The organism is Haloechinothrix salitolerans (assembly GCF_042662605.1).
GTDB lineage: Bacteria > Actinomycetota > Actinomycetes > Mycobacteriales > Pseudonocardiaceae > Haloechinothrix_A > Haloechinothrix_A salitolerans.
The window spans coordinates 3,880,137-3,906,123 of record NZ_JBHSXX010000001.1; the positions used below are offsets into that span (position 1 = coordinate 3,880,137).

The window sequence follows — 25,987 nt, forward strand, 5'->3', positions numbered from 1 at the left end:
GGACATGTTCGAGAAGGTGCTTGTCGCCAACCGCGGTGAGATCGCTGTCCGGGTGATGCGCAGTCTTCGGCGGCTCGGCGTCCAGTCGGTAGCTGTCCATTCCGACGTTGACGCCAGCAGCATGCACGTGCGTCAAGCCGACGAGGCGGTCGAGATCGGCTCCGCGCCCGTCGCGGACAGCTACCTGCGCATCGACCGGATCATCGAGGCAGCAATTTCAACAGGAGCTCAAGCAATCCATCCCGGTTACGGGCTGCTGGCGGAGAACGCCGGATTCGCCCGCGCGTGCGCCGCCGCTGGTCTCGTCTTCGTCGGGCCGAGCCCGGAGTCCATGGACATGATGGCCTCAAAGATCCGCGCCCGGCAGACGATGGCCGCGTCTGGGATTCCCGTCGTGCCAGGCACCACGTCTCCTGTCGTCGCGGGAGCCGACGCGCATGCCGCCGCCGCAGAGATCGGATTCCCCGTCGCGGTCAAGGCAGCGAGCGGCGGCGGCGGCAAGGGATTCCGGGTCGCCTTCAGCCCCGACGACCTCGACGAAGCTGTTGAGGGCGCAGCCGGAGAGGGAGCTCGATTCTTTTCCGACGACACCGTATATCTCGAGCGCTACCTCGAAGACCCGCGCCACGTCGAGATCCAGGTGGTCGCGGACAACTACGGCAACGTGGTGCACCTCTACGAGCGCGACTGCTCGATCCAGCGCCGACACCAGAAGCTCATCGAAGAAGCACCCTGCCCCGCGCTTAGCGACGACACGCGCGCCCGCCTCGGCGAGATCGCCATCGCCGCGGCACGTGCTGCCCAGTACACCTCCGTCGGCACCATCGAGGGTCTTCTTGTCGGGGAGGAGTTCTTCTTTCTCGAGATGAACACCCGCATCCAGGTGGAGCACCCGGTGACCGAGATGGTCACCGGCGTCGATCTCGTCGAACTGCAGCTGAGGATCGCAGCCGGCGAGCGGCTCGGCTTTGCTCAGTCCGACATCCAGGTACGGGGACACGCGATCGAGTGCCGAGTGAACGCCGAATCCGCAGCCAAGGGGTTTCGCCCGGCCCCAGGCACAGTCGCCTTCTTCGTCTCACCCAAGGGTGACGGCATTCGGGTCGACGCAGGGGTCGAGGACGGTGATGTCGTGCAGCCGTACTACGACCCGATGATCGCCAAGGTCATTGTGTGGGGAGACAGCCGCGCTGACGCCACCGAGAAGATGCGCACCGCATTGGAGCGCATGGAGATCAACGGCATCACCACGTTGCTGCCCTTCCATCGGGCACTGCTGGCGAGTGATGAGTGGCGTGAGGGAAGTACCTGCCGAGAGCTTCTCGAGAACCGAGGTTGGCTGAAGTCGACAGACGAGTGGGCAACGTCCGGCGCACGGGCGCTGTCCGGAAAGGGGCAAGCATGAGTATTGGGCCCAACGGCGTCCGCACGGAGATCGATGCCTTGGTCATTGGGGCCGGGCCCTCCGGCGTGACAGCAGCCAGGATGCTGGCGGAGAGCGGCTTCAAGGTCACCGTTCTGGAGCAGGGCGAATGGCCCAACGTCGCCGACTACCCCAGCGACAAGCTCGAGCGAGAGCTCTTGGCTGCCGGCGCCTGGAACCCCAACCCGAACCGTCGCAAGGGACCGTCCGACTACCCGATCAACGTCAAGGACTCCGACGTCCACCCCTTCATGTACAACGGCGTCGGCGGCAGCAGTGTCCTGTTCTGGGCGGAGTGGCCTCGGTTCATCCCCTCCGACTTCCGCGTCAAGTCAGTGGATGGCATCGCCGACGACTGGCCGATCACCTACGAGGATCTCCAGCCCTACTACGAGATGGTCGACGAGCTGATCGGCGTGTCCGGCCTCGGCGGCTACCCGGCCTATCCGCCGGGCCAAGGCCCGCCGCAGCCACCCCTGCCGATCGGCAAGGCCGGCCGTCTTGCGGCCGAGACCTTCAACAAGCTCGGCATCGGCTGGTGGCCCGGCACTTCGGCGATCCTCTCCCAACCGAGCGGAGACCGAGGGGCTTGCGCCCGTTGGGGAACCTGCAGCAACGGCTGTCCGGAGGGCGCCAAGGCCTCCTTCGACGTGGCCATGTGGCCCGGTGCACTGGCCGCGGGGGTCAACCTCGTGACCGGCGCCCGGGTGCGCGAAGTCGCCGTCTCCGACCAAGGCCTGGCAACCGGTGCCACCTGGATCGACCGCGCAGGCACCGAGCAGCACACCTCAGCGCCCGTCGTCATCATCTGCGCGAACGGTATCGGCACGCCGCGACTCCTCCAGCTCTCCACGTCGTCGCGGTTCCCCGATGGGCTCGCGAACTCTTCCGGCTACGTCGGGCGCAACTTGATGATGCATCCCGTTGTTTCAGTCCTGGGGGAGTACGACCGGGACATCGAACCCTGGGTCGGCCCGGAGGCGCACCCGATCTGGTCGATGCACTATGCCGAGACCGACCTGAGTCGTGGATTCCGCCGCGGCGCGAAGTGGAGCTCGGTCGTACATCAGGGTCCGGTCGCACTACTCGAGCTGTTCGCCGATCTGCCCCTCTCTGAGCGTAGCGGCGTAGCAGGGCATGAGCTGGTGGAGCGTCTGAGCGGGCGCTGCTACGAGCTGGCCGCCTCGATCGAAGACCTCCCGGTCTTCGACAATCGGGTCACTCTCGACCCCGATCTCGTCGACAGCGACGGGATCCCGGCGCCCAAGGTTCACTACAAGATGTCGGACGAGAGCAGGCGCTGTATCGACTGGAACGTGGACCGGCTGGTGGAGGTGCACGAGGCGGCGGGGGCACTGTCGACCAAGCGTGTCGAGTGGATGCCCGAGAGCGGCTGGCACCTATTGGGCACCGCCCGCTGCGGTGACGACCCGGCCACCTCGGTGGTTGATGGATTCGGTCGCTCACATGACGTCCCAAACCTGTTCATCTTCGACGGCAGCGTCTTCGTGACGTCGTCCTCGGTGAACCCAACCCCGACTGTGACTGCCTTCGCCCTGCGTGGTGCCGAGCACTTGATCGAGACCGCCGCCGACCAAAGGATGCCGCTGTGACCGAGACGATGACCATCACCTGCCGCGACGGTGCGGCCCGACTCGCCGACCTCTGGTTTCCGGGAACGGCGCGGTCGCCCCGGATGATCGACCTCCCGGGCTACGAGTCGCTGCTGAATCGTGCGATGCGGGCCAACCCCGAGTTGGCCCAGGCCTTCGTCGAGGTCGCCGAGCTGGCCAGCGGCGTGGATGTGCTGACTGCCAAGGACGTCGCCGAGTGGCCGACCGAGATTGTCGAGGCCGCCTGGTACTTCCTCACCTCCACCTACTACATGGCCACCGAGGTTCGCGAGGCGGTCGGCTATCCCGGCCAGCGGCGCAATCCTGTCGCACAGGCGACGCCCGACCAGATGGTCGACGACGATCTGCTGGCGCCGGTGCTGGCCATGGGATCGACCTACGTGCCCACACCCACAGTCGACTGAGAGGACCGGACTGGAACATGGCTCTTTCCCAAGACATCTTCGCCGAGGCCCGATCGCGCATCGACGAGCTGCCGTGTGCGCAGTACATCGGTGGCCGGTTCATCGAGAGCACGAGCACCGACATCGCGGAGGTTGTCGAGCCCGCCACGGGAGCACGACTGGGGACTGCGCCCGTCGGCACGGCCGCCGATGTTGACGCTGCCGTCACTGCCGCGCGCGCCGCGCAGTCATCCTGGTCGCGGCTCACTCCCGGGACGCGATTTGAGATCCTGAATCGATTCGCGGACGCCATCGATGCCCACAGCGACCTGCTTGCGGCGTTCGAGGCGCTCAACGTCGGCAAGTCGTTTGCCGTTGCGGCGTCCGAGATCCCGCTGGTCTCCGACGGACTGAGGTTCATGGCTGGAGCGGCTCGCACGGCGCAGGCGCCGGCTGCGGGCCAGTACGCCGACGGGCAGGTCTCCTACATACGCCGGGAGCCGGTTGGCGTCGTGGGCGCGATCACCCCGTGGAACTTCCCGCTCCTTATGGCGTCGTGGAAGATCGCGCCGATCCTCGCGGCTGGCAACACGTTGGTGCTCAAGCCTTCGGAACTCACTCCATTGAGCACACTTGTCCTGGCCGACCTGGCGACTGGGATCTTGCCCGATGGGGTATTGAACATCGTGGTCGGCGACGGCGCAGTGGTGGGTGAGGCGATCAGCAGTCACACCCACATCGACATGGTCGCGCTCACCGGCAGCGTGCGCTCTGGCCAGCTGGTTGCCAACGCCGCGGCTGCCACGGTCAAGCGTGTCCACTTGGAGCTCGGCGGCAAGGCCCCCGTGGTCGTCTTCCCGGACGCAGACCTTGACCACTTCGCAGCGACGATCACCGCAGCCGCGTACGGCAACGCCGGTCAGGACTGCGGTGCCGCGACTCGGGTGCTCTGCCATGCAGATATACAGGATCAGGTCGTCGATGTCCTGGCTGCCTCTGCCACCCAGCTGACCAGTGCCGACGCTGCTTCGGGCGCGGACTTCGACCTCGGCCCCCTCATCAGCGCGGCACAGAGGGATCGGGTCGCGCAGATGGTGGACCGTGCCCGCGCTGACGGCGCTCGGGTCGTCGTGGGAGGCCAGGTGCCGGACGGGCCCGGCTTCTTCTACCCAGCCACCGTCCTGACCGACATCGCGCCGGGCTCGGAGATGGCTCGCGAGGAGGTCTTTGGTCCGGTGATCTCAATTGAGGCTTTCGACACCGAAGCCGAGGCGCTGACCAGGGCTAATGACGTCGAATATGGTCTAGCTGCTTCAGTGTGGACGGGGGACGTCGGTCGCGCGCTGCGCTTCACAGAGGGCCTGAACTTCGGGTCGGTATGGGTCAACAGCCACATCACATTTGTCGCTGAGATGCCATGGGTCGGTTTCGGGAAGTCCGGATACGGCCGCGACAACTCGGTCTACGCGCTGGAGGACTACACCCGCACCAAGCACGTGATGGTTGGCATGGGCGCAATGGGCACCGGCGACTGACGCCGAACCGGCGTGGACACGCTCCGGGCGGTGCGGCGGTAGGCATCTCGCACCGCCCGGCAACCAACCGGTGGGGTCAGCGGCCCTCCTTCAGCTCGAGGAGAGCCAGCGCCGCGTCCACAGCTGCCGGGTCTTGTCCCAGGGGGCGAGGCAACAGTTCTTCGACGCGTGCGAGACGCCGATCAATGGTGTTGCGGTGAGCGAAGAGCGTCTCGGCGGCCCGCGAGGCGTTGAACTGCTCGGCGATGAACACTCGAACCGTGTGGCGCAGCTCTGGATCGGCGGTCGCCAACGCCCCCAGCGTGTCGGCAACGAACTGCTCCGCCTCGGCGATGTCACTGGTCAGCAGCGAGATCATCTGCACATCGCCGAACCGAACAACACGTCGACGCGAGCCAAGCCGGGAAAGGAGGCGTTGAGCGGCCACGGCATCGATATGACTTCGTCGAAAGCCGTTGACGTCGACCCCGGGTCGGCCAAGGACGACCCGAACGCCGGGCGTCTCGGCCACGTGGGCCTCAAGGTCGGCCCGGGAGGGAACCTCGGCCACCGGCAGCCAGATCCACAGCGCCGAGACAGCGGCCACCAGGGTGAGGCGTCGCTGCGCACCGCATGCCCGCATCACCTGTTCCGCGGCCAGTTCGAGCTCACCGACGTCGTCCTCAGAGTCAACCCACACGATCGCGGCTACGTGGTGGCCGGTCAGTGGGTAGCCGAGCTGAGCCTCGGCACGGGCCCGGGTGATCGGCGCCCCTTGAAGGATGAGCTGTGCGGTCGCCAGCCGCTGCACCTGCGGCCCGCCGGCCAGCTCGTCGCGGACCTTCTCCACATGTGCCGCAATCGCGTCGACAAGGTCGTCTTGGTAGGTGTTGAGCGAGTTCACCGAGACCTCGATCAGCTCGCGCATCTCATCGGGCTCCAAGGACGTGGTGAAACACGCGGAGATCCACCAGTGCAGGACAACCCGTTGGAGGGCGCGCCACGCCTCGGCCTCCTCAGGGTCGATGCCGCGCAGCGCCAGGTCGCGACTGTACTTCTCCAGTTCGGGGAACTCATGAATCTCGACTCGGGACCCAGGATTCGCGATCGTCATCTGCACCCAGTGCATCAGTCCGTTGCGGCTGAAACGCCGATCCAGGTCGGCCAGGATTTCGCCGTCAGCAACGGTCCGGTGCTTCAACCAGTCCTGGCCTGCCCTCCACCCCTGGTCGGCGACGTCGAGCACCTCGGCTGCGTGGTCCATGGCCAGCTTGCTCATGGCCTCACGTACCTCCAAGCTCGGCAGGGGCCAAGGCTGTCTCCTGTCCACCTCCACCGCGCCCTCCTCGCATTCGTGCCTGACCGGCTGCGCACGGCACGTCCTTCTCCGGGCGCATCCGGTGGGCCTCGATGCTAACGAACGCGCCCCTCGGGCCGCGTCGGTCGAGTCGCCCAGACCCCGACCATTGCCGGTGCAAAGTGCACCTGGTCGGGCGCTCCTCTGAGCGTGATTGCCGTGGAAGGGGTTCGGCCGCGCAGCCCAGCATGGAGGTCCCTATGGAATGTGGCACCAGCCTGGCAGCGCAGGTCGTCGCTAACAGTGCCCAGATCCTGGTCCAACCAACAACAGGAACGGAGAAGATGCGTCGTGAAGGTCGTGATCGTCGGCGGAGCCGGTGCGATGGGACGCAAGCTGGTGGAGACGGTGGTCACTTTCGAAGAGGTCTCGGAAGTGGCCGTCCTCGACCGTGACGTGGAGCGACTCGGCGCCCTGGCCGAGGAACTGGGGCCAAAGGTGAAGCCTGTCGGCTTCGATGCGCTGGCGGATGACTACGCGGCGTACCTGCGCGACGCCCGCGTCGTGGTGAGTACACTCGGGCCGTTCACCGTCTTCGGCGGGCGGGTCTTGTCTGCGGCCATCGAGGCAGGGTGTGACTACCTTGACATCAACGATGACTGGGAGCCGACGCTCGGCGTCCTGAATCTCGATGGTCGCGCCCGCGATGCGGGCATCACCGCACTCGTCGGGATGGGTCTGAGCCCCGGGATTTCCAACCTCCTTGCGGTCCGCGCGGCGTCCGAGCTCGACCGTGTGGACGAGCTGTACACGGGGTGGGACCTGGCCGGGGCACGAACCGAACCCGGCGGCCCCCGCCCGGCAGCGGCGACCGTTCACCTCGTGAACGAGTGCACGGGCAAGGTCCAGGTCCTCAAGGACGGAAGCGCTGAGTTGGTCCGACCGCTCGAGCGGCTGGCACTCATGTATCCGGGTCGCGGAGAGGTTGAGGTTCGCACCATCGGGCATCCCGAGGCCGTAACGCTGCCCCGTGTCTTCCCGAATCTCCGAACCTGCGTCAACGTGATGGTGGCACCCGGATGGTGGTTCGACGGTCTCGAGGCCGCGATGGCCAGGGTCGACACCGGCGAACTCACCGCTCACGAGGCAGCCGTACTCGTCGAGGATGGTTTCCCGAGACCCGCCGACGCCCCGAGAAGCGTGCGCATGCCGTTGGTGTGGGCACTGGCGCACGGCGAGCGAGATGGCAAGCCGACACGTGTGTCGGCCGGCCTCGAGCGCTGGCCCGACGGACTGATGGCCGGAGGGACCTGCGTTCCGGCGGCGATGGCCGTGCGACTCATGCTGCAAGGCAAGATCGCCCGACCTGGGGTGGTCACGCCCGAGGAAGTGGTCCCCTTCGCCCCGCTGATGGAAGCGCTGGACCCGCTGTACGTGCATCCCGCGATGGACCGCCCGCTCTTTGACGTGGTCGCCGACGAGATCAGCGACTAGCTGAGGTAGGGCGGCGTCAGGCTGTCGCTGCTCGGCATCGGAAGCTCTCGAGGTCGGGCAGTCTCGCGGCCGCCCTCAGCACTGTCTCCCACCGCGCCGAGTTCCGACGTGCAACCGGGTTCGTACGACCGGACAGGCGAATACTCCAGACGCCGATGGTCGTCCTAAGTCGAAGCCTTGGCGCTGCCGGTGTTGAGCGCACTCGTCGGTGCGTTCTCAGTCTCTGGCCGAAGACCTCCGAGCACTTTCTCACGTTTGCGACCTTAAACGTCCTGCTCGGCAGCCAGGCCGTGATCGCCGTGATCGCATTGGGCGCTCTCATCCCGTTGATCGCCGGACAATGGGACCTTTCGGTTGGAGCGATCGCCGGACTCGGGGTGGTGCTCGCTGCCCAAACATTGTCAGGTGGGCGGCCAATCGCGCTGCTCGCCGTCGGGCCGACCAGCGGGTCGACCTTCATCTGGTCTTCCGAAGGACCGCTCGGGAATGCAAGTCATGCCGCGAGCAATGATGGCCCCAGGCGTCAACGAGCCGTCCGCCGCGCCAGGTCTTGATCGGCTCAGTGCAGTTGCGCACCCAGTGCTCGAGAGCCGCATTGGTCTGCGGCTCCTCGCCATCGGCGGGGACGGAAGCGCGCCGGCGCGCCACGCCGTGTAGACACGGTCGACCGTGTCGCACTGGTTCATCGCGAGCAGGGCGAGCAGGTTGCTACTGCCGGGGCTCGCGCCCATGCCGATCACTGCCGTGACGCCGGCGGCGCGTGCCGCCCCGTCAAGCTCGAGCATCTGCAGCGTCGGCTCCCAGTCGTCGCAGATGTCGAGGTAGTTCGTGGTCGTGGCGATCGCTGCGCTCAGCACCTCCCGACCGAAGCGGTAGAACGGGCCAGCTGTGTTGAGTACTTGTTGGGGGAGTTCCCACTCACCAGCAGACCGGCCTGTCGCCCTGGGGTGCGCTCCAGTTGCCGCCCGACGCCTTCATATAGAAAACGCAGTCGACGCTGTCGGTGCCTTTGGGGCCGTAGCTCAGCGGAACGGTCAGCCCTCCGAACCGCTCTTTCTTGAATCGGTAAAGTGCATCGATCAGCCCTGAACGAGTAATCTCTTTCGCGCTACGCACCGCCTTCTCGAAGATTTTTGCCGCAGCCCATGAATTGACCGCCAGTGGGTTAGGTGGTTCCTGATAATGCTTCTCCCATGCCGCCGCGAACTCTTGGTAGGCCGGCGTGGAAGTTCCGGAAAACGGGATCGCCTGCTGCGCCGAGATGATCTCGTCAATGAACTTCGCCTGGTCCGGTTCCGCCACGGACGTAGATATGAGGTACTCCGGGGTGAAGTTCTGCCTGCGACACGATGATGCAATCCGTTTCGTGGTGGCCGAGTCCGTTGCTAGCGCAAGAATCTCAACACCGGCGTTCCGTGCCTGGATGCACTCGGAGGTGTAGTCCGGCTGGCTTAGCGAGACGTCTGCCTGGTAAACGGGATCGAGTCCAGCACGCTTCGCGTAGCCCTGACCGAACCAGCGGTCCTTGGCGGTCGTACAGACCGCATCCTCCGAGCAGAACAGACCGCCGAACTTCGTACCCTGGCCGTGCTTCGCCGCGAGGAAGACGGAGCCGTAAAGCTGCGCGTCAAAGGAAGGACACTGGCTGAAGAAGGTGGGACTGGTTTCCCAGACCGTAGCGTAGCAATTCCCGCCGATCGCGGGCACCTTCTTTTTCTCGGCATAGTCCTTCCACGCGTTGACGGAGGAGGTCCAGCCGTCATTGGCGACCAGCGCGACTACCTTGTGCTTCTCGACCAGTTCCTGTGCCTGGCTGCGCGCCTTGGCAGCGTCGCCTCCGGGATCCTTGATGATGACCTTGACTGGTCGCCCGTCGATGCCACCCTTAGCGTTGGTGACGGCGGCCCACGCCCGCAGCGCGTCTCCCACTTGGTCGTATCCCGCCGAGCCGAGTCCGGACGAATCCGCGACGCTACCGATCACAATCGGTCCACCCGGCGTCCCCCCACCCGGACGGTCGGTCGCGGACGTTACCGCGGTGGTGCCCGCCGTACCCGACTCAGTACCCGCGGTACCTGACCCAGTGTCGGCGGTACCTGACCCAGTGCCCGCCGTACCCGACTCATTTGCGAGCCCGGTCTCTCCCGGGACTCCGGGTACTCCGTCCGCCGGGGCCGAGGGGGCAGGTGCGGCTTGGCCGTTGGACGTTCCTGTGCTGCCCCCTGCCCGCACGATGTCGTCGTGACTCAGCCTCGTCCCGCAGCTGGCCGCCACCAGGCTGGCAGCTGCGACGAGTGCGAGCACGCGACGCCTGCGTCGGTGTGTCATTACGGTCATACCTCCGTTCAATCCGAACTCGCACCGACGTACTGTGCGATGAGGCTGTCGCTGTCGAGTTCGGTTGGCTCGCCTGCGAATTCGATGTGCCCGCGATTGATGAGATAGACGTAGTCGGCCAGGTCCAGTGCCCGGGACACGTACTGCTCGACGAGGAGCAGCGTGGCACCTTGGGCGGCGAGTTTGCCCAGGAACTCGAAGAGTTCGTCCACCACGACCGGCGCCAGGCCCATCGATACCTCGTCGAGCAGGACGTACGCGGGATCGGTCACGTAAGCCCGGCAGAGGGCGAGCATCTGTTGCTGTCCACCGCTGAGCGATCCGGCCGACTGCGTCAGTTTCTTGCCCAGGATGGGGAACGCCGATACCGCCTTCTCGACGGCCTCATCGGCGTTGCCACCAGCCGCCTGAACGAGGATGTTGTCGCGGACGCTGAGGTTAGGGAAGATGCCCCGGCCTTCTGGGACATGGCAGACACCGCGGCGAGCCAGCGCGTGAGGTTGGCTGCCCGTCACGTCCTCGCCGTCCAGAAGGAGCTGTCCAACCGTGGGTTCGAGCAGCCCGGACGCCACCCGGAGCAGGGTCGTCTTGCCGGCACCATTGGTGCCGAGAAGCGCGACCACCGAGTTCGGCGGCGCCCACAGCGAGACGTCGCGCAGCACGGCGGTGCCCCCGTAGCCGGCGGTGATCTGGCGTAACTCAAGCATCGACTGCCTCCGATCCCAGGTAAGCGGCTCGGACGACCTCGCTGGCGCGCACTTCGGCGGGGGTGCCTTCGAAGATCATCTCGCCGAAGTCGAGTACGTAGAGGTAGTCACAGATCGACATCACCAGGGCCATGTCGTGCTCGACGAGCAGCACCCCACAGCCGCGCTCGGCCACCACGCGTTGCACGATGGCCCCGAACCGGCGGGTCTCGGCGGAATCCAGTCCCGAGGAAGGCTCGTCCAGCAGGAGAAGCGAGAAGCCGCCAGCCAGCACACGGCCGAGGTCGACCAGGCGACGGTGGCCGGTCGACAACGATCCCGCCGGCTCGGCGCGGAGGCCGGTCAGACCGCACACGTCGAGGACCTCCTCGGTGGCGTTCCGCACGGCGGTACGTTCGGCTGGCGGGCTGAGCAGTTGCTTGAGCGGATTGCTGCCCGCGACACGCGCTTCCAGGCCCAATGAGACGTTCTGTTGGACGGTCAGCGAGTCGAACAAATCCATGCGCTGAAATGTGCGCCCGAGACCACTGCGGGCACGTCCGGCTGGTGGCTGACGGGTGATGTCCTGACCAGAGAGACCGATTGTTCCTGTTGTCGGCCGCAGTAGGCCTGAGCAGGCGTTGAAGGTGGTGGTCTTTCCGGCGCCGTTCGGTCCGATCAGTCCGGTGATCGTGCCCATGGGGGCGTGGAAGGAGGCGTTGTCGACGGCCGTGTTGCCGCCGAAGCGGACGGTCAGTCCGTCCACCCGCAGGCCGGAGTCGTCGCGGTGGTTGCCGGTCATCGCGTCCTCGCCGAGATGGAAGTGGCGACCCTGACCCGGGTCGAGTCGGGTGTCGATCGCTTGCTGGCGGCGCCGAGCGCCGAGCGCAGCCGTTCCGCGGCGGGTCCTGTTCCGGCCAGTCGATCCGCGGCGCGTGAGCTGTTCGCCGCCGTGACGTGACGCGCCGCGCTGCGATGGGCGGTCCTGGTGGATTCGTAGATCGCTACGAGCACTGCGGCGATGCCGAAGAATGCCAGAGTCCATTCGTTGACGGTCTCGTTGGTGATGTATGCCGGCACCACACCAAGCGCTGTCGCGGCGAAGATGGGCTGGGCGGCACCAGTACCGGGGTGGAGGAAGAGGATCGCCAGCCAGGTGAGGGACACGAACGAGGTGAACGGCGCGCCGGTGGCCGAGTGGCCGTTTGATGCCCACAAGGCCCCGGCCACACCCGCGATGAACGCCGAGATCGCGAACACTGTCATCCGGGTGACGTTGGTGCCCAGTCCGAGTGTGGACAGGGTCGTCGGTGAGTCGGCGAGGGCGCGGAGCAGTCGGCCCAGCCGGCTGCGGCCGATCATCGAGATGACAACGCCGCAGCCGATGGCGAAAGCGAGTAACACGTAGTAGAAGGCGGTGTCGCCTTCGAACAGTGCTGGGCGGTGTGCGGGTAGCGTGTTGGTCGGTCCGAACATCAGCTCCGATCGATAGAGGACATTCTCCAGGAGCAGGCCGAACCCGAAAGTGGCCAGGGCCAAGTAGAGACCAGACAGCCGGATTGACGGAACCGCCACGAGCGCACCGACCGGGATCGCGACGACCCCGGCCAGCACGACCGCCATCAGCCAGGGCAGGCCCGCACCGACGGCTAGATGGGAGAACGCGGCCGACCCGACGGCCACCAGGCCGGCGTGGGCCAAGGAGATCTGCCCGGACGTGCGCACCAGGAGGTTCAGCGAGTAGAACACGAGCACCAGGACGAGTGCGGAGGCATACACCGGCAGCTTCGCGCCGACGACGAAGGGCACCAGTGCCCCGACCACGATAGCCAGCAGGCCAAGTATCCGCGCTGTGCGTGTGCTGACCAGCGGCGCCGAAAGCGGTGCCACGCGATGCCCGCCGATCTCGACCAGCTTCCCCCGCGGCACCACGAGCAGGACCACGAACAGCACTAGGAACGGGATCGCGGGCGGCAGCCCCGACAGGATCTCCGAACCCGACACGAAATTGGTCGCCAGCGCCGCGAGGACCCCAACCAGCAGCCCGCCGACATAGGTCATCGGCAAGCTGGAGAATCGGCCAACCGCCGCCGCCCCAAACGCCTGCACGACGAGCAGCGTCAGCATCATCGCGTCGAGCCCGATCGTCGGAGCAAGCATGGCACCGGACAGCGCGGCGAACCACGTGCCGATCAGCCACGCCCAGCTCCGCACGACGAAGGGGCTGGTACCAGACAGGGAAAGCAGGTCGGGATCGTCCACCACCGCCCGCATCCGCACCCCCATCGCCGACATCCTGAAGAAAACGAAGAAGCCGACGGCACCCGCGGCCGCGAGCCCGGCAGTGATCAGCTGGTCCACACCCAGCAGGACACCGAGCAATTCCACCGTGTCGATGGGCAGGAACGCCGGGAAGTCCAGCATCGATCCGCCGTAAACGGCGAGCAAGGAACCGACGATGGCCAACTGCAGCCCGACGGTGCCCACGATCTTGAGGGTGGGAGTGCCGCGCGACAGTACGCGTGTGATGCGTTCGAGTACCAGCGCCATCATCGGCGGTAGTGCCACCACAGCGACGATCAACGCGACTGGCCACGGCAACCCGCGCACCGTGTGCAACTCGTAGAACACGAACGCGGCCGCGGCGGCGATCGCCCCGTGCCCGAAGTTGAAGATGCCCGAGGTCTTGTACGTCAACACCAGCCCCATCGCAGCCAGCCCGTACACCGACCCGGTCGTGATCCCGATGAGCACAAAGGTCATCAGCTCGGTCACGGCGTACACACCCCACACGGTCTGCAGCCGGCCATATCCGCTGGTTCGACGTGCTTGTCAGCGACCAGCGGGCAGTCAGCGCGATGCACCCGGGCCGCGCCCGGTATGCACACCAAGTGCGATGACTCGGTCGCAACGGCCCGCGACGGCGCGGCCTGCTCGTCCTCATCGGTGTCCAGCCACACCAACGACGCCCGCCGCTCACCGACGGCACGACGTCCCCGCAGCAGCCACAGCGCGTTGCCGGCCGCGAAGACGGTGACGCCGGCGACGCCCAGGTTCAGCCAACCCATCTGCTGCGAGACCGAACCCGAACCACTCGCACCAAACCACGCCCCAATCAGCACGAACAGCCCGATCGCCGTCGTTACCGCCACCGTGATGATGTCGCCATCCCGCCAGGCAAGCCGCGAAGCATTCGACGATGTCATGACGGGGCCTCCACCCCAACGGCCGACAACTCCCGCGTCTCGTCGATGATCTGAGTCTTGTCGATGATCTGATCGGCGTCCGCCCGTGCGCTGAGGACGGCGTTCTCGATCCGGTCCAGCTTGCGCCACTCGTCGTGCAGGTCAGCGGATAGCCAGAGGACAGCCGACACACCCAGCAGGAACAAGCCGCCGAGTCCGGCACTGATGAGGTACGGCATCTGCTCAGCGGGATACGCCGTGCCACTCACGCCGAACCATCCGGTCGCCAGTACCACAGCTCCGGCGATTGCGAACATTATGGCGAGCAAGCGGTCCCACTGAGTTCGCGCTCGTGTCATGAGATCCATCGCGTCTTCACTCCCAACAGGCGCAGCAACGTGCCGCTGGCGAACATCACCAGCGCGCCGAGAACGATCACGAGATAGGCGCCGCTCAACCCGATGTCGAGCGGGAGTCCAGCCGGCGTCACGGGTGCGGCGACGGCGGGCTCCGGCACCGGTGCTGGAGCCGTCTCCGGAACCTGGCCTGCGGCCACCGGAGCCGCCGGCGCCCCGGCGGCTGGCGCCTCCGCGGTTGGAGGAGCAGGACCGCTCACCGTGGCCACGCCGGAACTACCGGAATCTGGCGATGGCGACGGGGCACTCGACACTTGCGGGCTCGGTGCTGCACGCTCTACCGGCGCCACCGCTGCGAACGACCGGCCAACTACATAGTGGACGGTCGTCACGGCGCCCGTCTGTGGATCCTCGTTGCGCGCTCGAATCTCAACGCCGGCCGAGAGCACGCCAGAAGCGCTCCGCTCAGCCGCCAGGTAGCGGACCGTGACGCCGGCTTGTTCGAGTACGTCGGCCGGTTCCTCGGCAGGCAAACCGACGGTCTGTCCCGCCGCCTCCAGGCCCCGTGGGGTGACTTTCACTTCCTGGCCGGCAACCGTGGTGTGGCCGATCTCCAGCTGCGAGCTGCGTTTGACATTTCCGTCCTCGGACAGCCGCGCCTCCGCCGTGCTGTGCACCCGGCCTAGCCGCAGGACGTCGTTGATCAGCAGCGGTTCGGTGTCCGACGCCGCCGTCGAGGTGGAGGCCCCAGATGCCGGATCGACCTTGGCCGTCGCCGTCGCGACGGTCGACCCGGCCGCTGATGCTTCAGTTGACTGATCGGAACGGGCGTCGGCATTGCTCCCAGTCTCGGTACTGCTCGCGCTGAGAGAAAGGGTCGCTTCGCGGTAGCCGGCGCGCTTGCTCGACGGATAATCCGAACTCGCATACCAGGGGTAATCGGGAACTGGCGCGCCGGTCTGCCCGCGAACCAGCCCGGGCGCCGTCAGGACGGTCTCGCCCGGGTATGGGTTGCTCGCGAATGCTGTCGACTTGTCCAGCGCATAGTTCACACACGCCTGAGCGGACGGAACGGAGAGCCCGGCCGGAGCCTGCAATGCCAGGTCGTCGCTCTTGCTCACCATCAGCTGCACGCCCTGCGCAGCAGCCACGACCGGACAACCGGCGTCTGGCGACTCCTGGGCGTTCGCGACGCCCACTGACCCGCTCAACGCGACAAGTATCCCCGCGCCGACGACGGCACCGGTCGTTTTCGCCCAAGCCACAGATGGCCTCCAACCTGCTAGTTGTGAAAGCCCGGAGCCGGATCGTGGTCTCTCAGAGACCGAGGTGGTCTGCAAGTTCGCTGTAGTCGACCTGCCAGAGCCCGGGGGAGCCCGTCGGGTACTGGGACCGGAAGCCGATGAGGCGCTGCACGCGCGGCGAGAGAGTCTTGGCAAGCTCCCTGTCGACCAAGAAGGGGTACGCCTCCTCGCCGACAAGGTATCCAGCGTTGAAGGCGAAGGCCAGTGCACGACGGTAGAAGTCGGTCGTCTGGTTCGCTCCTCCGCCGTGAGCAGTCTTGCCGCTGAAGAAGAGGGCATCACCTGGCGACATCTCTGCCGGGACGGTCTGCTCCGGCGTGCCGCGGTCCTCGAAGTCGGGCCAGTGGTTGCTGCCGGGAATGACGCGAGTGGCGCCGTTCTCGTCCGTGAAGTCGGTGAGCGCGATCAGGAAGTTGATAATGACCTCGGGACCGCTCGGTCCCATGCCGACGAAGGGGAACCAGTTCTCAAGGTCTCGATGCAGCATCTGCGCCGCGTTACCCGGACCGATCTCGATGACCTGCGTGGTGGTCATCGCGTGGGTGCCCGACTCCTCGAGGAAGACTGCTTCAGCCAACGCGTTGACCAGGTCGTGGTCGATGACCTCAGTAGCGAAGGTCTTGCTGCGAGTCACCAAGTTCGTCAATCGCTTGGTGTTGCGTCCATGGAACTCGGCAACGAGCTCGTTCTCGTGCTTGGAACCCGGCTGCATTGCCTGGATGTCCGGCTCGATCTCTCGATTGACCCGTTCGACCTGCTCCGGGGTAAGCAACCCTTCGATGATGACACCGCCGTCTTCGTGAAAGACGGACATGATCTCGGCGATCGGGGCTGAGCTCGGCACTCGACGAAGGCTGACTTTCGTAGTGGACATGGTGGTGACACTCCTCCTCATCGTCTGGACGCGTCCGGGTCCTGGGAAACCTTCCCGTCGGCCGGCGCGATCCTCAGAAAACGGAATCGTCGAAGGCGTACGGCCTTCTTCTTGTGATCTGACTCTCAGAAGTCTGGTCGCGGTCGAATGCCTGGATCCACGCCATCTGGCCCCCATCTGGCGCCCTCGCCGGTGCATGATGCACCTCGCTCGAGCGATCCAATGCAGGTCGCGAGCGACTCGTCGACACGATCGTTGCTGCCAGCGCCGCAGCGGCCCCGCCGACATCAACCCGGTCAGCGGGCCCATGATCGAGCTCGACCTCGCCGCCGCCCGGAAAATCGTGGAGGTCAACTGCCTCGCTGTCCTGGGCTGGACTCAGCAGGTTCACTCCTTTTGGATGAACGAGCACGGCGGATCAATCGTCAATCTCTCCTCGGTCTCCGGGGTCAAGCGTTCGCCACATCGCTCTACGCTGGCCGCGAAGACGAGGTCGCCACCCAGTACCGCTCAAACGGCTCGGTGCCGCGCAGGATGTCGGCAGCGCGGCGGCCTTCCTCCTGGTCGAGGACTCCGGATGGGTGACCGGGCCGACCCTGGTCATCGATGGCGGCCTCGCCTTCATGGGCGGCGTGGAGTGAACGGGCAACGCGGCGTCGTCACGGGCGCCGCCCGAGGGATCGGGCGCGCGCTCACAGCCTGTCTCGTCACCGGAGGCGCCCAACCGGTCAACTACCTCGGCCCGGACAGCGCAAAGGCGACTGCGGACGAAATCGGTACCGTGGCCTGCCAGGCGACGCAGCGATCGAGGCCGGGATCGCCTCCCTCGTCACCAGGGAGTGCAGCCATCTCGGCGGGATCGATGCCGGGATCGCCAACGCAGATGTCGCTCGAAGCGGGGGACCCGAGACCCGCGGTATGTGCACACCGCACCGATGGCCCGCTGATTCTGGGGCAGGAGTGTGTGGAGCGCCACACGCTTCTCCCCGTTTGATGGTCCCACACCACGACGCCCTTAATGAAGGAAGTGCATCATGCAGGACACAAGAGAGGTCGAGTCTGTCGACGTCGTGATCATCGGTGCTGGTGTATCCGGTATCGGTGCGGCGAAGTACATGATCAACGACTTCCCGGACCGGAGGGTCCTCCTTCTGGAGTCACGTGCCTCCATTGGCGGCACGTGGGACCTGTTCAAATACCCCGGCATCCGGTCGGACTCGGACCTGCACACCTACGGGTACGAGTTCAAACCGTGGCGGCACGAGAGCGCCATCGCCGAGGCGCCACTCATTCGTGATTACCTCGCCGAGACGGTGGAGGAGCACGGCCTCAAGGATCTGCTTCGGCTTGGTCACCGCGTGATCGCGGCCGACTGGTCGAGCGCCGAGGCTCGATGGACCCTCACGGTGGTCGTGACCAACGATGCGGGCGTCGAGCGCGAGAAGACGATCAAGGCCAACTGGGTGTTCAGCGCGACCGGCTACTACAACTACGACGAGGGCTACACGCCCCACTTCGATGGCCGCGAGGAGTTCAGCGGTGACATTCTCCATCCTCAGCACTGGCCCGAGGACTACGACTACAGCGGCAAGCGCGTCGTAGTGATCGGTAGCGGCGCCACGGCCGTGACGATGATTCCGGCGATGCTGATGGGGGACGGTGCGGCGGCGCACGTGACGATGCTCCAGCGCACGCCGAGTTACATCGTGTCGCTACCCCGCGTGGACAAGCTCGCCGTCACGCTCTCCAAGTTGTTCGGCGCCAAGTGGGGATACTTACTCACGCGTCAGAAGAACATCTGGCTTGACTACCTGTTCGTCAGCGCCCTGACGAAGTACCCAAACTGGGGACGCAAGCAGTTGCGCAAGTGGGCGCTGAAGGAACTCCCCGCCAACGTCGACGTGGACGTTCACTTCAACCCGCCGTACGCCCCTTGGGACCAACGCCTTTGTGTGACGCCGGACGGCGAGTTCTTCGCCGCACTGCGCGACGGGAGCGCCGACGTGGTCACCGACCACATCGTGCGGTTCACCGAGAACGGCATCCTGTTGAAGTCCGGCAAGACCTTGGAAGCAGATCTCGTCGTCACTGCCACAGGTCTGAACATGCAGATGCTCGGTGGCATCCAGCAGACGGTCGACGGGAACCCGGTGAAGGTGGCCGACACGGTCCTCTACCGTGGTGCACTTATGTCTGGCGTCCCGAACTGGGCCATGATGCTCGGCTACACGAAGGCATCTTGGACCCTCCGGCTCGCCAACGTGTGTCGCTTCGTCAGCGATGTGCTGCGGCACATGGACGCAAACGGCCACGACATCGTCGTGCCGATCATCCCCAAGGGTCTCGGCACCGAGGATCTCGTCGACCTTTCTTCGGGCTACATGCGGCGGTCCCTCAAGGATCTTCCCCGCCAGGGCACCGAGATGCCATGGCAGATGCGCACGACCTTCGTGAAGGACAACAGGCTGTTCAAGGGTCATCTCATCGACGAGAACCTGCGCTTCTCCGCTCACACGGCTCAAGCGCCCGATCTCACCACGGTCGGAGCAGACAAGTGACCAGACCGCGACTGACCGTGGGTCAGCGTTCTCAGCGCGCGTTCCTCATTGCGCTGAGCCGGATCCCGACACCGATCCTGCGGATTCTCATGCGCCCGCCGGTCAACCGCAACGGCGAACGCATGTCCCCCGACATCGCGCTCCTGATGAAGATCACCGCTGCGGGAGACGACTACAGTGATTTGGATGCTGTCTCGGCCCGAAAAGTGACCGAGGACGACGCGATGCTCTTCGCCGACCGCATCGATCCGTGCTCGATCGAGCACGAGCTGAAGATCGCCGATGGGCTGATGGCGACCAGGTACAGCTCGGGTCAGCGGTCGCGCGGCGTGATCATCTTCTTCCACGGTGGCGGCTTCGTCCTGGGAAGTCGAGCCAGCTACGCCGCCCCGGCGCGAATGCTTGCGCACGGAACCGGAGCTGATGTCCTGTCTGTCGAGTACCGACTGGCGCCTGAGCATCCCTTCCCAGCAGCGCATCAGGACGCACTCACTGCCTGGGAGTTCGCCGTCAAGCACGCCGCAGAGTGGGGCATCGACCCGCATCGCATCGTCGTCGCCGGTGAGAGCGCCGGTGGCAACATCGCGGCGGTGCTCTGTCAGCAGGTCCTCGGTCAGGAGGTGCAGCCGCTACTCCAGGTCCTGATTCAGCCGGTGACTGACATCTCAGAGCGGCGTCCTTCCCAGGACGAGTTCGCCGACTCCCCGGCGCTGTCGGCCAAGCAGGTCCGCTGGTTCATGGGCCACTATCTGCCCGAGGGAACGGATCGCCGAGACTCTTGCGTTTCCCCGCTTGTGTCAGGCAGGATTGCCGGCTTGCCGCCGACAATCCTTGCTGTCGCCGGTTTCGACCCGTTGCGTGACGACGGGCTCGCCTATGCCGCCGCCCTGAAAGACGCTGGCGTGCCCACCGAGGTGATTCACGAGAGCGGTCTCGTGCACGGCTATGTGTCCTTCACGGCGCTTAGTCCCGCAAGCAAGCAGGCGATGAAGCGGTTGGTGGCAGCGGTGGCCAAGCGGCTCGCGAACGCGTAACGCGGCGCAGGGCAACCAACCCGTTGTACAACCAGCATCGCCTCATGCACCGACTCGGCCACGTCCCACCCATCCAAGCCCGAAGCTCACTGCTATGCGCCACACGTGAGCTACCAACAGGCCTGCTCACAGAATCCCGAGAGCATGAAACCACAGGACGGTTCACTATTCCTCGCTGTCGTGATCCGCCTGGCACCGCTTCTGGCTTGGCCGGGTACGTACCCGGGCGGGACACTCAGCAGACGCCAGGAAACTGCTCACCTTCCCGGCAGCGACGGCGCGTGCTTCTGACGCCGTGTGGTTATGAGGTGTCCTGGGGGAGTGGACCCAAGCCCAGGCTGATCTACGGCGCTGACCTGCAGCTTCGGTGACCGCGGCCCTACGCTGCCAATGTGGTGCGTCTGCCCTCCTGCTGTCTTGGACAGTGCTCTCGTCGATGCGCCGCCCGTAGCTATTGCAGTTCGATCGTCGGTGCCAAGTGGTGTAATACGTTCATGAGCCTCTACACCAAGAACGGTCGGCCCCTTCAGGTGTCCGAACCGAACGTCTACTCGCGATCTGGCACCTACGTCGGACGGATCAGCGGGAACAAGATCTACGGCGCGAATGGACGCTACCTCGGGACGATTGTGGGCGACCGCGTCGTCTACCGCTCGACCGATAGCGCCTCGATCGGTAGCCCTACCGTGAGCGCGGCGCGCGCGGGATCAGCCATGGCCAACGGCGCCGTGTCCGCAATCTGGGGCGACGAACCGTCGCTTCCCGACTGAGCGCCGAAGCAGCCGACAGCACACGGAGATCAATCAGCGCGCGTCATTATGAAGCATGACGTACTTCGGCACCACCGTGGTGAGCGACGTGATCGTCGCAACAAACCAGCAGATCACCGCGACACTGAAGCGCCAGCCGGTGAGATTGGTGGAACGAGCGCCGCGACGATCGTCGCTGCCGCTGTCCTGAGCCCGGTGTAGACGGCGATTGCGTCAGACCGGCGCGTATGACGACGCCTTCGAGCGCGCCGCCCTAGGCACCGCCGTCGATGTCGGCACCCTCCGGGAAGCGGCAGCCTCACGAACGGCCTAGATCCATACCAAACAGGGGCTACCCGCGCCGTTTTACCCCGGTTCGGAACTTCGCCTTCACTGAGCGGCCTTTCGCCGCCGCCGACGTAACCAACTTCCCCGTGTTGGCCGGATTACGGGCGGTCGACTTCGCTGCGAGTTGGCTGACACGCTGGTTCGAGACCTTGAGCACGGCAGCGATGTCCCTGTTCTTCAACCCCACCTGCTTTAGCTGCCGCACCACGCTCCGCTGCTGTTCGGCGGCCAGTCGTTGAGCCTTCACTGCCTTGAACGTCGCGTCACGGGCGGCGGCGATCTCGTCATCGAGACCACCGGGCAGGTGGAAGTCGACATCCACCTCCACGTCCTCAATCGGCACATCAAGCATCGCCGCGACCAGATCCGGCGCCATGCGCTTGGCCTCTTCGATACTGCGGCAACGTCGATGCCAGCGCCATCGTCGGCGTGGCGAAGCCACAGGTGCTGCGCCATTGGGACTGGGACGACGGCACGATGCGGCTACGTGCGGAGCTGATGACCCTGCTGCCCGGGCGGGTGTGCTCGTCCACCCCGGAGCTGCGCCACCGGTTGGAGCTGCCGCACGACTGGTGGCGCGAGCTACGTGCGTCACTGGCGGCGCTGCGCGAGGTCGACACCATGCGCGTGCATCTACGGCAGGAGGACATCTCCCGACGACTAACGGTGTTTTTCGGCGATCGCGTCGCCGACACGCGCGTCTCGGAGTGGGCCGCGGCGCATACCGATCTGCACTGGGCGAACCTGCTGGCCCCGGAATGCGCCCTGGCGGACTGGGAGGGCTGGGGCGTGGCCCCGGCCGGGTTCGACGCGGCCTGCCTGTATCTGCACTCGCTGCTGGTGCCGGAGATGGCCGAGCGGGTGCGCGTCGAACTGGCCGCGGAGCTGGACAGCCGCGACGGCCTGTTGTCGCAGCTGTATGTGGTTGGGCGGATGTTGCTGCGCGTCAACGCCGGCGACTACCCGGACCTGGCCGTGCCGCTGCACCACCAGGCCGATGGGATCATTGCTGAACTCAGTCGTCGCTGAACAGGTGATGCAGGAACCGATCAGGCTCGGTCAGGAACGCGCGGGTAAGAGAGACCGGTTCGGCCTCGTCGTAGGTGACCTGGGCGATGGTGCCGTCGGGCTCGATCTGCAGGATGCGGGCGCCGGGGACGGCGAGCAGAATCGGTGAGTGGGTCGCCACCACGAACTGGCTTCCCTGCTCGACGAGGTCAGTGATCCGGGTCAGCATCGCCAAGCAGCCCCGCACCGACAAGGCCGCTTCCGGCTCGTCCAGCAGATACAAGCCGTGGGGGCCGAAGCGATGCACCACCAGGTCCAGGAACGACTCGCCATGCGAACGCTCGTGCAGCGACTGGCCACCATAGGCGGCGAGCAGGCCGGGATCGGCGCGTTCGAGGTTCTCAATCTCGGTAGCGACGTTGTAGAACGACTCCGCCCGCAGGAAGTACCCGGTGCGCGGCTTGATGTGCCCCAACGCAGCACGAGCGCCTCGCCCAGGCTGGACTCGCTGGCGCGAGTGGCGAACCGGAACGACTGCGACCCACCCTCCGGGTTGAACCCCGCCGCGACAGCCAGCGCCTCAACCAGGGTGGACTTGCCGGTGCCATTGTCACCGACCAGCAACGTCACCCCAGGATCCAACTCCAGACCATCTGCCTGGATCACCGACCGCACCGCCGGCAACGTGAACGGATACCGGCCGGTATCCGCGCCCGGCTCAACCGACACGCTTCGCACGAACCCACCCGCCCGACGAACTGCCCCAGACGGCGTGGGGGAGCGGCGAGACCGGCTCATGACACCACCCTCGGCACGGCGCACTGCGTCTCCCAGGACGTCACCCCGTCGGCGGGCCCACGTGACGGTTGCTGGCTCATGCACCCAGTCTGACCCCTTTCGGCAGGCGCGACCAGCAGCGACGCCTGGGCTGCCCGGGATCCTGCCAACCGGGTCCGGGGCCCAGCAGCCGCCACCGCGTAGATGGGGTCGATCCGAGCGATGCCTCTTGTCTCTCGTGGCCTGACCATCGGTCGGATTCTTGCTCCGACCCGACCTCGCGATGAATGGGGCAGCTCTCACGGCTCTACGGGGTCATTCCGCACCTGGTGGTGCGTCTCCTTCCGGGTCTGGAGGAAGGGAGTAAGGGCATGGCGGCTGATATGGCTCGGGTCGGTGAGGATTCACTGGAGGGGTGGGCCGAGCGGGCTCGGTCTCGCCAGTCGAGGGCGACGACCAAGCCACGACTCGCGCACGGGGCGGGGTTGCGGTTCGCGCTGTACGGGCGGATGTCGACGCGGACGTATCAGGAGCGGGAGTCGTCGTCGCGGTGGCAGCGCGAGGTCGCCGAGGGCGTGATCGCGGGCCGTGGGGTGATCGTGGCGGAGTTCTTCGATATCGGCATCTCGCGGCGACTGCCGTGGCCGGAGCGCCCGCAAGCCGCCGCGCTGCTATCCGCGGTCGCGGAGCCGGAGCGTGGGGTCGATGCGGTGGTGGTCGGCGAGTACGAGCGGGCGTTTCAGGACGACCAGGCCGCCGCGGTCGCCGCGGTGCTGGATCGGCACGGGGTGCGGTTGTGGCTGCCGGAGGCGGGCGGCCCGGTTGATCTCACCAGCGCGACGCATCAGGCGTTGATGCTGCTGTTGGGCGCGCAGTCGAAGCGTGAGGTGTTGCGGTCTCGCCATCGTGTGCTGACCGCGATGCGCGGCCAGGCGCGCGTGCAGGGCCGTTATCTCGGCGGGCGTCCACCGTATGGGTATCGGCTGGCCGATGCGGGTCCGCACCCGAATCCCGCGCACGCCAGCTGGGGACGCCGGGCGCATCGCTTGGCCCCCGACCCGGCCACCGCCGAGCATGTGCGGTGGATCTTCGCCCAGCGGCTGGCTGGGCGCAGCGTCGCCGGGATCGCCCGCGCACTCAACGACCGCGGTGTACCGTGCCCGTCGCGCGTCGATCGGCGTCGCAACCGGCACCGCACCGGCGAGGCGTGGACGCTACGCACGGTGGCGTGCATCCTGGCCAACCCGCGCTACACCGGACGACAGGTGTGGAACCGCCACGGCACCGACGACAACAGCGCGGCGAGCCTCGATGGTGACGAGCAGCAGAAACTGGCGGGGGAGTGGGTGATCTCGCAGACGGTCGCGCACCCGCCGCTGATCTCCGAGCATGACTTCGTCGCCGCCCAGGCCATCCGCGCCGCCCGACCCACCGCCGACGGCAGCACTCGCACCTACCTGCTCACCGGGCTCGTGCTGTGCGGGGTGTGCGAACGACGAATGGAAGCCCACTGGGTCAACCGTCGCGCCGGTTACCGCTGCCGCCACGGACAGACCAGCAGCCGATCACGCGAACCAGGCCGCCTGAAGATTCGCTATGTCCGCGAGGATCACCTGCTCGCCGACCTCGCCGAGCGGTACAGCCTCACGGGTACGCTGCACGCTATCGCCGCCGAGATCCGCGACCGCAACATCACGATCATCTGCCGGGCGACAGGATCGACCGTCACCCACGAGCAGGGCACCCACGACCTCGGCGCTCCAGACGATGCACTGTTCCAACAGCGCATGTGGTAATGACGTGTCCGAGGGGATTCGGCCCCGCACACGTGGGAGGAATCGCCGTTTCGGGGATTCGACTCCATGGCCGAAGATCCTAGCTCTGGCGATGTCGGCCGTCCAGCCGGGGTGTCCAAGGCATAGTCGAACCGAAGGCACGCGCGGAGTGTGCCCATGGCTCATCAATCACTGGGGCCGAGGGATGCATCACTACATCGAGCGCCATCGTTTTGTGGCGAGGCGGATGTCGACATCACTGACCTGGTTGAGCAGGTGGCCAGGTAAGGTGCAACGGCGGGTGCTATGCCACCAGTTCGATACCTCACCGCGCAGTTCGTTTCGCCGTTGCGCTGGGCGGGATGACGACCTTGCCACGGAAGTGCCGAGAGGTACCACCTTCCTCACGGCCGTTCGGTGGGCCTTTCTCTACACTGCGGGTATGGATCGAGGTGTGCGATGAACCGAGCTGGAACGTCCGCGTCGGAGACCGCCGCGGCCCGGTTCGTGCGTCATGTTCGACTCGCGCCCGGGGCCGACACGGGTCGGTACCCGTTCACGTTGCCTGCGGTCGCGTCGCTGATCCACTCTGACGGACTATCGCTGGCACCCGGGGTGACCTTCCTGGTGGGCGAGAACGGCAGCGGCAAGTCCACCCTCGTCGAGGCGATCGCAGTGGCCGCTGGGTTCAACCCGGAGGGCGGCAGCCAGCACTTCCGGTTCGTGACGCGGGCCTCGGAGTCTTCGCTGGGGGATCAACTGGTGCTGAGCTGGGAGGGCCGTAAACCGCGTTCGGGCTTCTTCTTGCGCGCAGAGTCCTTCTACAACGTGGCCACCGAGATCGAGCGCTTGGACGAAGACGGGGTCGCGGGCCCGTTGCTGCCCGCCTACGGTGGCATCTCACCGCACGAACGCTCGCACGGCGAGTCGTTTCTTGATCTTGTGATCCATCGGTTCCGGCCCGACGGGCTGTACGTGCTGGACGAGCCCGAGGCGGCGCTGTCGGTGCGCGGCTGCATGGCCTTGCTCGCTCGTCTGGCCGAGTTGGCCGACCAAGGCTGCCAGGTCGTTGCGGCCACGCATTCGCCGATCCTGCTCGCGTTGCCTGGCGCCACGATCTATGAGATCGACGACGACGGCGAAATCTCACCGACCGACTACGACCATGCGCTACCGGTCCGGCTGACCAGGGATTTCCTCGCCTCCCCTCAGCGGTACCTGCGGCACCTGCTCGACGAGGACGAAGCCTGA

General features: G+C 66.1%; 24 protein-coding genes and 2 pseudogenes. 13 read left to right on the forward strand and 13 right to left on the reverse strand.

Annotation, left to right across the window (positions count from 1 at the left end; genetic code table 11):
• Positions 1–4 precede the first annotated feature (4 nt).
• The 4 genes from ACFQGD_RS18405 to ACFQGD_RS18420 are packed head-to-tail and all read left to right on the forward strand — an operon-like array spanning position 5 to position 4,975.
• On the forward strand, positions 5–1,405 hold the full coding sequence (locus tag ACFQGD_RS18405) for an acetyl-CoA carboxylase biotin carboxylase subunit (RefSeq protein ID WP_345393458.1): 1,401 nt from the start codon (positions 5–7) through the stop codon (positions 1,403–1,405).
• The gene (locus ACFQGD_RS18410) at positions 1,402–3,036 is read left to right on the forward strand and encodes a GMC family oxidoreductase (RefSeq protein WP_345393552.1); all 1,635 of its coding nucleotides are present in this window, start codon (positions 1,402–1,404) and stop codon (positions 3,034–3,036) included. Before ACFQGD_RS18405 ends, ACFQGD_RS18410 begins: the two co-directional genes overlap by 4 nt.
• Positions 3,033–3,461, forward strand: coding sequence for a hypothetical protein (locus ACFQGD_RS18415; protein WP_345393455.1), 429 nt, complete (start codon positions 3,033–3,035; stop codon positions 3,459–3,461). Before ACFQGD_RS18410 ends, ACFQGD_RS18415 begins: the two co-directional genes overlap by 4 nt.
• Before the next feature lie 17 nt (positions 3,462–3,478).
• The gene (locus ACFQGD_RS18420) at positions 3,479–4,975 is read left to right on the forward strand and encodes an aldehyde dehydrogenase family protein (protein ID WP_345393452.1); all 1,497 of its coding nucleotides are present in this window, start codon (positions 3,479–3,481) and stop codon (positions 4,973–4,975) included.
• A 76-nt stretch (positions 4,976–5,051) separates the two neighbouring features.
• On the opposite strand, the gene ACFQGD_RS18425 is transcribed toward ACFQGD_RS18420, so the two are convergent.
• On the reverse strand, positions 5,052–6,233 hold the full coding sequence (locus tag ACFQGD_RS18425; protein ID WP_345393449.1) for a PucR family transcriptional regulator: 1,182 nt from the start codon (positions 6,231–6,233) through the stop codon (positions 5,052–5,054).
• 369 nt (positions 6,234–6,602) lie between these two features.
• On the opposite strand from ACFQGD_RS18425, the gene ACFQGD_RS18430 reads away from it, so the two are divergent.
• Entirely contained in the window at positions 6,603–7,745 is a 1,143-nt protein-coding gene (locus ACFQGD_RS18430) for a saccharopine dehydrogenase family protein (protein WP_345393446.1), read from the forward strand.
• Between the two features lie 401 nt (positions 7,746–8,146).
• Here ACFQGD_RS18430 and ACFQGD_RS18435 read toward each other — a convergent pair whose 3' ends face one another.
• The 9 genes from ACFQGD_RS18435 to ACFQGD_RS18475 form a co-directional block, all read right to left on the reverse strand.
• Positions 8,147–8,602: a saccharopine dehydrogenase family protein gene (locus ACFQGD_RS18435; protein ID WP_345393443.1), complete on the reverse strand. Its 456-nt coding sequence runs from the start codon at positions 8,600–8,602 to the stop codon at positions 8,147–8,149.
• A 61-nt stretch (positions 8,603–8,663) separates the two neighbouring features.
• On the reverse strand, positions 8,664–9,728 hold the full coding sequence (locus tag ACFQGD_RS18440) for an ABC transporter substrate-binding protein (RefSeq protein ID WP_345393440.1): 1,065 nt from the start codon (positions 9,726–9,728) through the stop codon (positions 8,664–8,666).
• A 362-nt stretch (positions 9,729–10,090) separates the two neighbouring features.
• Positions 10,091–10,789 carry an ABC transporter ATP-binding protein gene (locus tag ACFQGD_RS18445; RefSeq protein WP_345393438.1) on the reverse strand — a complete coding sequence of 233 codons (699 nt, stop codon included), beginning with the start codon at positions 10,787–10,789 and terminating at the stop codon, positions 10,091–10,093.
• Positions 10,782–11,570 carry an ABC transporter ATP-binding protein gene (locus ACFQGD_RS18450; protein ID WP_345393436.1) on the reverse strand — a complete coding sequence of 263 codons (789 nt, stop codon included), beginning with the start codon at positions 11,568–11,570 and terminating at the stop codon, positions 10,782–10,784. Before ACFQGD_RS18450 ends, ACFQGD_RS18445 begins: the two co-directional genes overlap by 8 nt.
• Positions 11,567–13,543, reverse strand: coding sequence for a branched-chain amino acid ABC transporter permease (locus ACFQGD_RS18455; protein WP_345393434.1), 1,977 nt, complete (start codon positions 13,541–13,543; stop codon positions 11,567–11,569). The genes ACFQGD_RS18450 and ACFQGD_RS18455 overlap by 4 nt, the downstream gene beginning before the upstream one ends.
• Complete coding sequence (locus ACFQGD_RS18460) at positions 13,540–13,974, reverse strand: hypothetical protein (protein WP_345393432.1); 435 nt, start codon at positions 13,972–13,974, stop codon at positions 13,540–13,542. The genes ACFQGD_RS18455 and ACFQGD_RS18460 overlap by 4 nt, the downstream gene beginning before the upstream one ends.
• A complete protein-coding gene (locus tag ACFQGD_RS18465; RefSeq protein WP_390221076.1) occupies positions 13,971–14,270 on the reverse strand; it encodes a hypothetical protein in 300 nt (99 codons plus the stop codon). The genes ACFQGD_RS18460 and ACFQGD_RS18465 overlap by 4 nt, the downstream gene beginning before the upstream one ends.
• A 38-nt stretch (positions 14,271–14,308) precedes the next feature.
• A complete protein-coding gene (locus ACFQGD_RS18470; RefSeq protein WP_345393429.1) occupies positions 14,309–15,574 on the reverse strand; it encodes a hypothetical protein in 1,266 nt (421 codons plus the stop codon).
• Positions 15,575–15,626: 52 nt separating this feature from the next.
• A complete protein-coding gene (locus ACFQGD_RS18475; protein ID WP_345393427.1) occupies positions 15,627–16,487 on the reverse strand; it encodes a phytanoyl-CoA dioxygenase family protein in 861 nt (286 codons plus the stop codon).
• A gap of 307 nt (positions 16,488–16,794) precedes the next feature.
• Here ACFQGD_RS18475 and ACFQGD_RS18480 point away from each other — a divergent pair.
• The 5 genes and pseudogenes from ACFQGD_RS18480 to ACFQGD_RS18500 all read left to right on the forward strand — a co-directional run.
• Positions 16,795–16,902 (forward strand): annotated as a pseudogene (locus tag ACFQGD_RS18480) (3-oxoacyl-ACP reductase); the annotation flags it as partial.
• Positions 16,903–16,951: 49 nt separating this feature from the next.
• Positions 16,952–17,128 (forward strand): SDR family oxidoreductase, encoded by a 177-nt coding sequence (locus ACFQGD_RS18485; protein WP_390183670.1) that lies wholly within the window; start codon positions 16,952–16,954, stop codon positions 17,126–17,128.
• A gap of 393 nt (positions 17,129–17,521) precedes the next feature.
• The gene (locus ACFQGD_RS18490) at positions 17,522–19,045 is read left to right on the forward strand and encodes a flavin-containing monooxygenase (protein WP_345393423.1); all 1,524 of its coding nucleotides are present in this window, start codon (positions 17,522–17,524) and stop codon (positions 19,043–19,045) included.
• Positions 19,042–20,079, forward strand: a complete 1,038-nt coding sequence (locus ACFQGD_RS18495; RefSeq protein WP_345393420.1) for an alpha/beta hydrolase — start codon at positions 19,042–19,044, stop codon at positions 20,077–20,079. Before ACFQGD_RS18490 ends, ACFQGD_RS18495 begins: the two co-directional genes overlap by 4 nt.
• Before the next feature lie 494 nt (positions 20,080–20,573).
• Positions 20,574–20,849: a 4-fold beta flower protein gene (locus ACFQGD_RS18500; protein ID WP_345393417.1), complete on the forward strand. Its 276-nt coding sequence runs from the start codon at positions 20,574–20,576 to the stop codon at positions 20,847–20,849.
• Positions 20,850–21,180: 331 nt separating this feature from the next.
• Here ACFQGD_RS18500 and ACFQGD_RS18505 read toward each other — a convergent pair whose 3' ends face one another.
• Positions 21,181–21,552 carry a hypothetical protein gene (locus ACFQGD_RS18505; RefSeq protein ID WP_345393414.1) on the reverse strand — a complete coding sequence of 124 codons (372 nt, stop codon included), beginning with the start codon at positions 21,550–21,552 and terminating at the stop codon, positions 21,181–21,183.
• Between the two features lie 53 nt (positions 21,553–21,605).
• Here ACFQGD_RS18505 and ACFQGD_RS18510 point away from each other — a divergent pair, with 53 nt between their 5' ends.
• On the forward strand, positions 21,606–22,205 hold the full coding sequence (locus ACFQGD_RS18510) for a hypothetical protein (protein WP_345393411.1): 600 nt from the start codon (positions 21,606–21,608) through the stop codon (positions 22,203–22,205).
• Here ACFQGD_RS18510 and ACFQGD_RS18515 read toward each other — a convergent pair.
• Both ACFQGD_RS18515 and ACFQGD_RS18520 read right to left on the reverse strand, forming a co-directional pair.
• Positions 22,192–22,659, reverse strand: coding sequence for an AAA family ATPase (locus ACFQGD_RS18515; protein ID WP_345393555.1), 468 nt, complete (start codon positions 22,657–22,659; stop codon positions 22,192–22,194). The genes ACFQGD_RS18510 and ACFQGD_RS18515 overlap by 14 nt on opposite strands.
• Positions 22,660–22,784: 125 nt before the next feature.
• A pseudogene (locus ACFQGD_RS18520) lies at positions 22,785–22,982 on the reverse strand (hypothetical protein); the annotation flags it as partial.
• Between the two features lie 350 nt (positions 22,983–23,332).
• On the opposite strand from ACFQGD_RS18520, the gene ACFQGD_RS18525 reads away from it, so the two are divergent.
• Complete coding sequence (locus tag ACFQGD_RS18525; RefSeq protein WP_345393408.1) at positions 23,333–24,757, forward strand: recombinase family protein; 1,425 nt, start codon at positions 23,333–23,335, stop codon at positions 24,755–24,757.
• Positions 24,758–25,195: 438 nt separating this feature from the next.
• Positions 25,196–25,987, forward strand: a complete 792-nt coding sequence (locus tag ACFQGD_RS18530; protein WP_345393405.1) for an AAA family ATPase — start codon at positions 25,196–25,198, stop codon at positions 25,985–25,987.

Excerpts from the sequence above, each read along its gene's own strand:
- ACFQGD_RS18425 (WP_345393449.1), bottom strand. The coding sequence starts at position 6,233 with ATGAGCAAGCTGGCCATGGACCACGCAGCCGAGGTGCTCGACGTCGCC.
- ACFQGD_RS18500 (WP_345393417.1), top strand. The coding sequence starts at position 20,574 with ATGAGCCTCTACACCAAGAACGGTCGGCCCCTTCAGGTGTCCGAACCG.
- ACFQGD_RS18460 (WP_345393432.1), bottom strand. The coding sequence starts at position 13,974 with ATGACATCGTCGAATGCTTCGCGGCTTGCCTGGCGGGATGGCGACATC.
- ACFQGD_RS18465 (WP_390221076.1), bottom strand. The coding sequence starts at position 14,270 with ATGTTCGCAATCGCCGGAGCTGTGGTACTGGCGACCGGATGGTTCGGC.
- ACFQGD_RS18530 (WP_345393405.1), top strand. The coding sequence starts at position 25,196 with ATGAACCGAGCTGGAACGTCCGCGTCGGAGACCGCCGCGGCCCGGTTC.
- ACFQGD_RS18445 (WP_345393438.1), bottom strand. The coding sequence starts at position 10,789 with ATGCTTGAGTTACGCCAGATCACCGCCGGCTACGGGGGCACCGCCGTG.
- ACFQGD_RS18420 (WP_345393452.1), top strand. The coding sequence starts at position 3,479 with ATGGCTCTTTCCCAAGACATCTTCGCCGAGGCCCGATCGCGCATCGAC.
- ACFQGD_RS18525 (WP_345393408.1), top strand. The coding sequence starts at position 23,333 with ATGGCGGCTGATATGGCTCGGGTCGGTGAGGATTCACTGGAGGGGTGG.
- ACFQGD_RS18490 (WP_345393423.1), top strand. The coding sequence starts at position 17,522 with ATGCAGGACACAAGAGAGGTCGAGTCTGTCGACGTCGTGATCATCGGT.
- ACFQGD_RS18405 (WP_345393458.1), top strand. The coding sequence starts at position 5 with ATGTTCGAGAAGGTGCTTGTCGCCAACCGCGGTGAGATCGCTGTCCGG.
- ACFQGD_RS18410 (WP_345393552.1), top strand. The coding sequence starts at position 1,402 with ATGAGTATTGGGCCCAACGGCGTCCGCACGGAGATCGATGCCTTGGTC.
- ACFQGD_RS18475 (WP_345393427.1), bottom strand. The coding sequence starts at position 16,487 with ATGTCCACTACGAAAGTCAGCCTTCGTCGAGTGCCGAGCTCAGCCCCG.
- ACFQGD_RS18505 (WP_345393414.1), bottom strand. The coding sequence starts at position 21,552 with ATGGCGCCGGATCTGGTCGCGGCGATGCTTGATGTGCCGATTGAGGAC.
- ACFQGD_RS18450 (WP_345393436.1), bottom strand. The coding sequence starts at position 11,570 with ATGACCGGCAACCACCGCGACGACTCCGGCCTGCGGGTGGACGGACTG.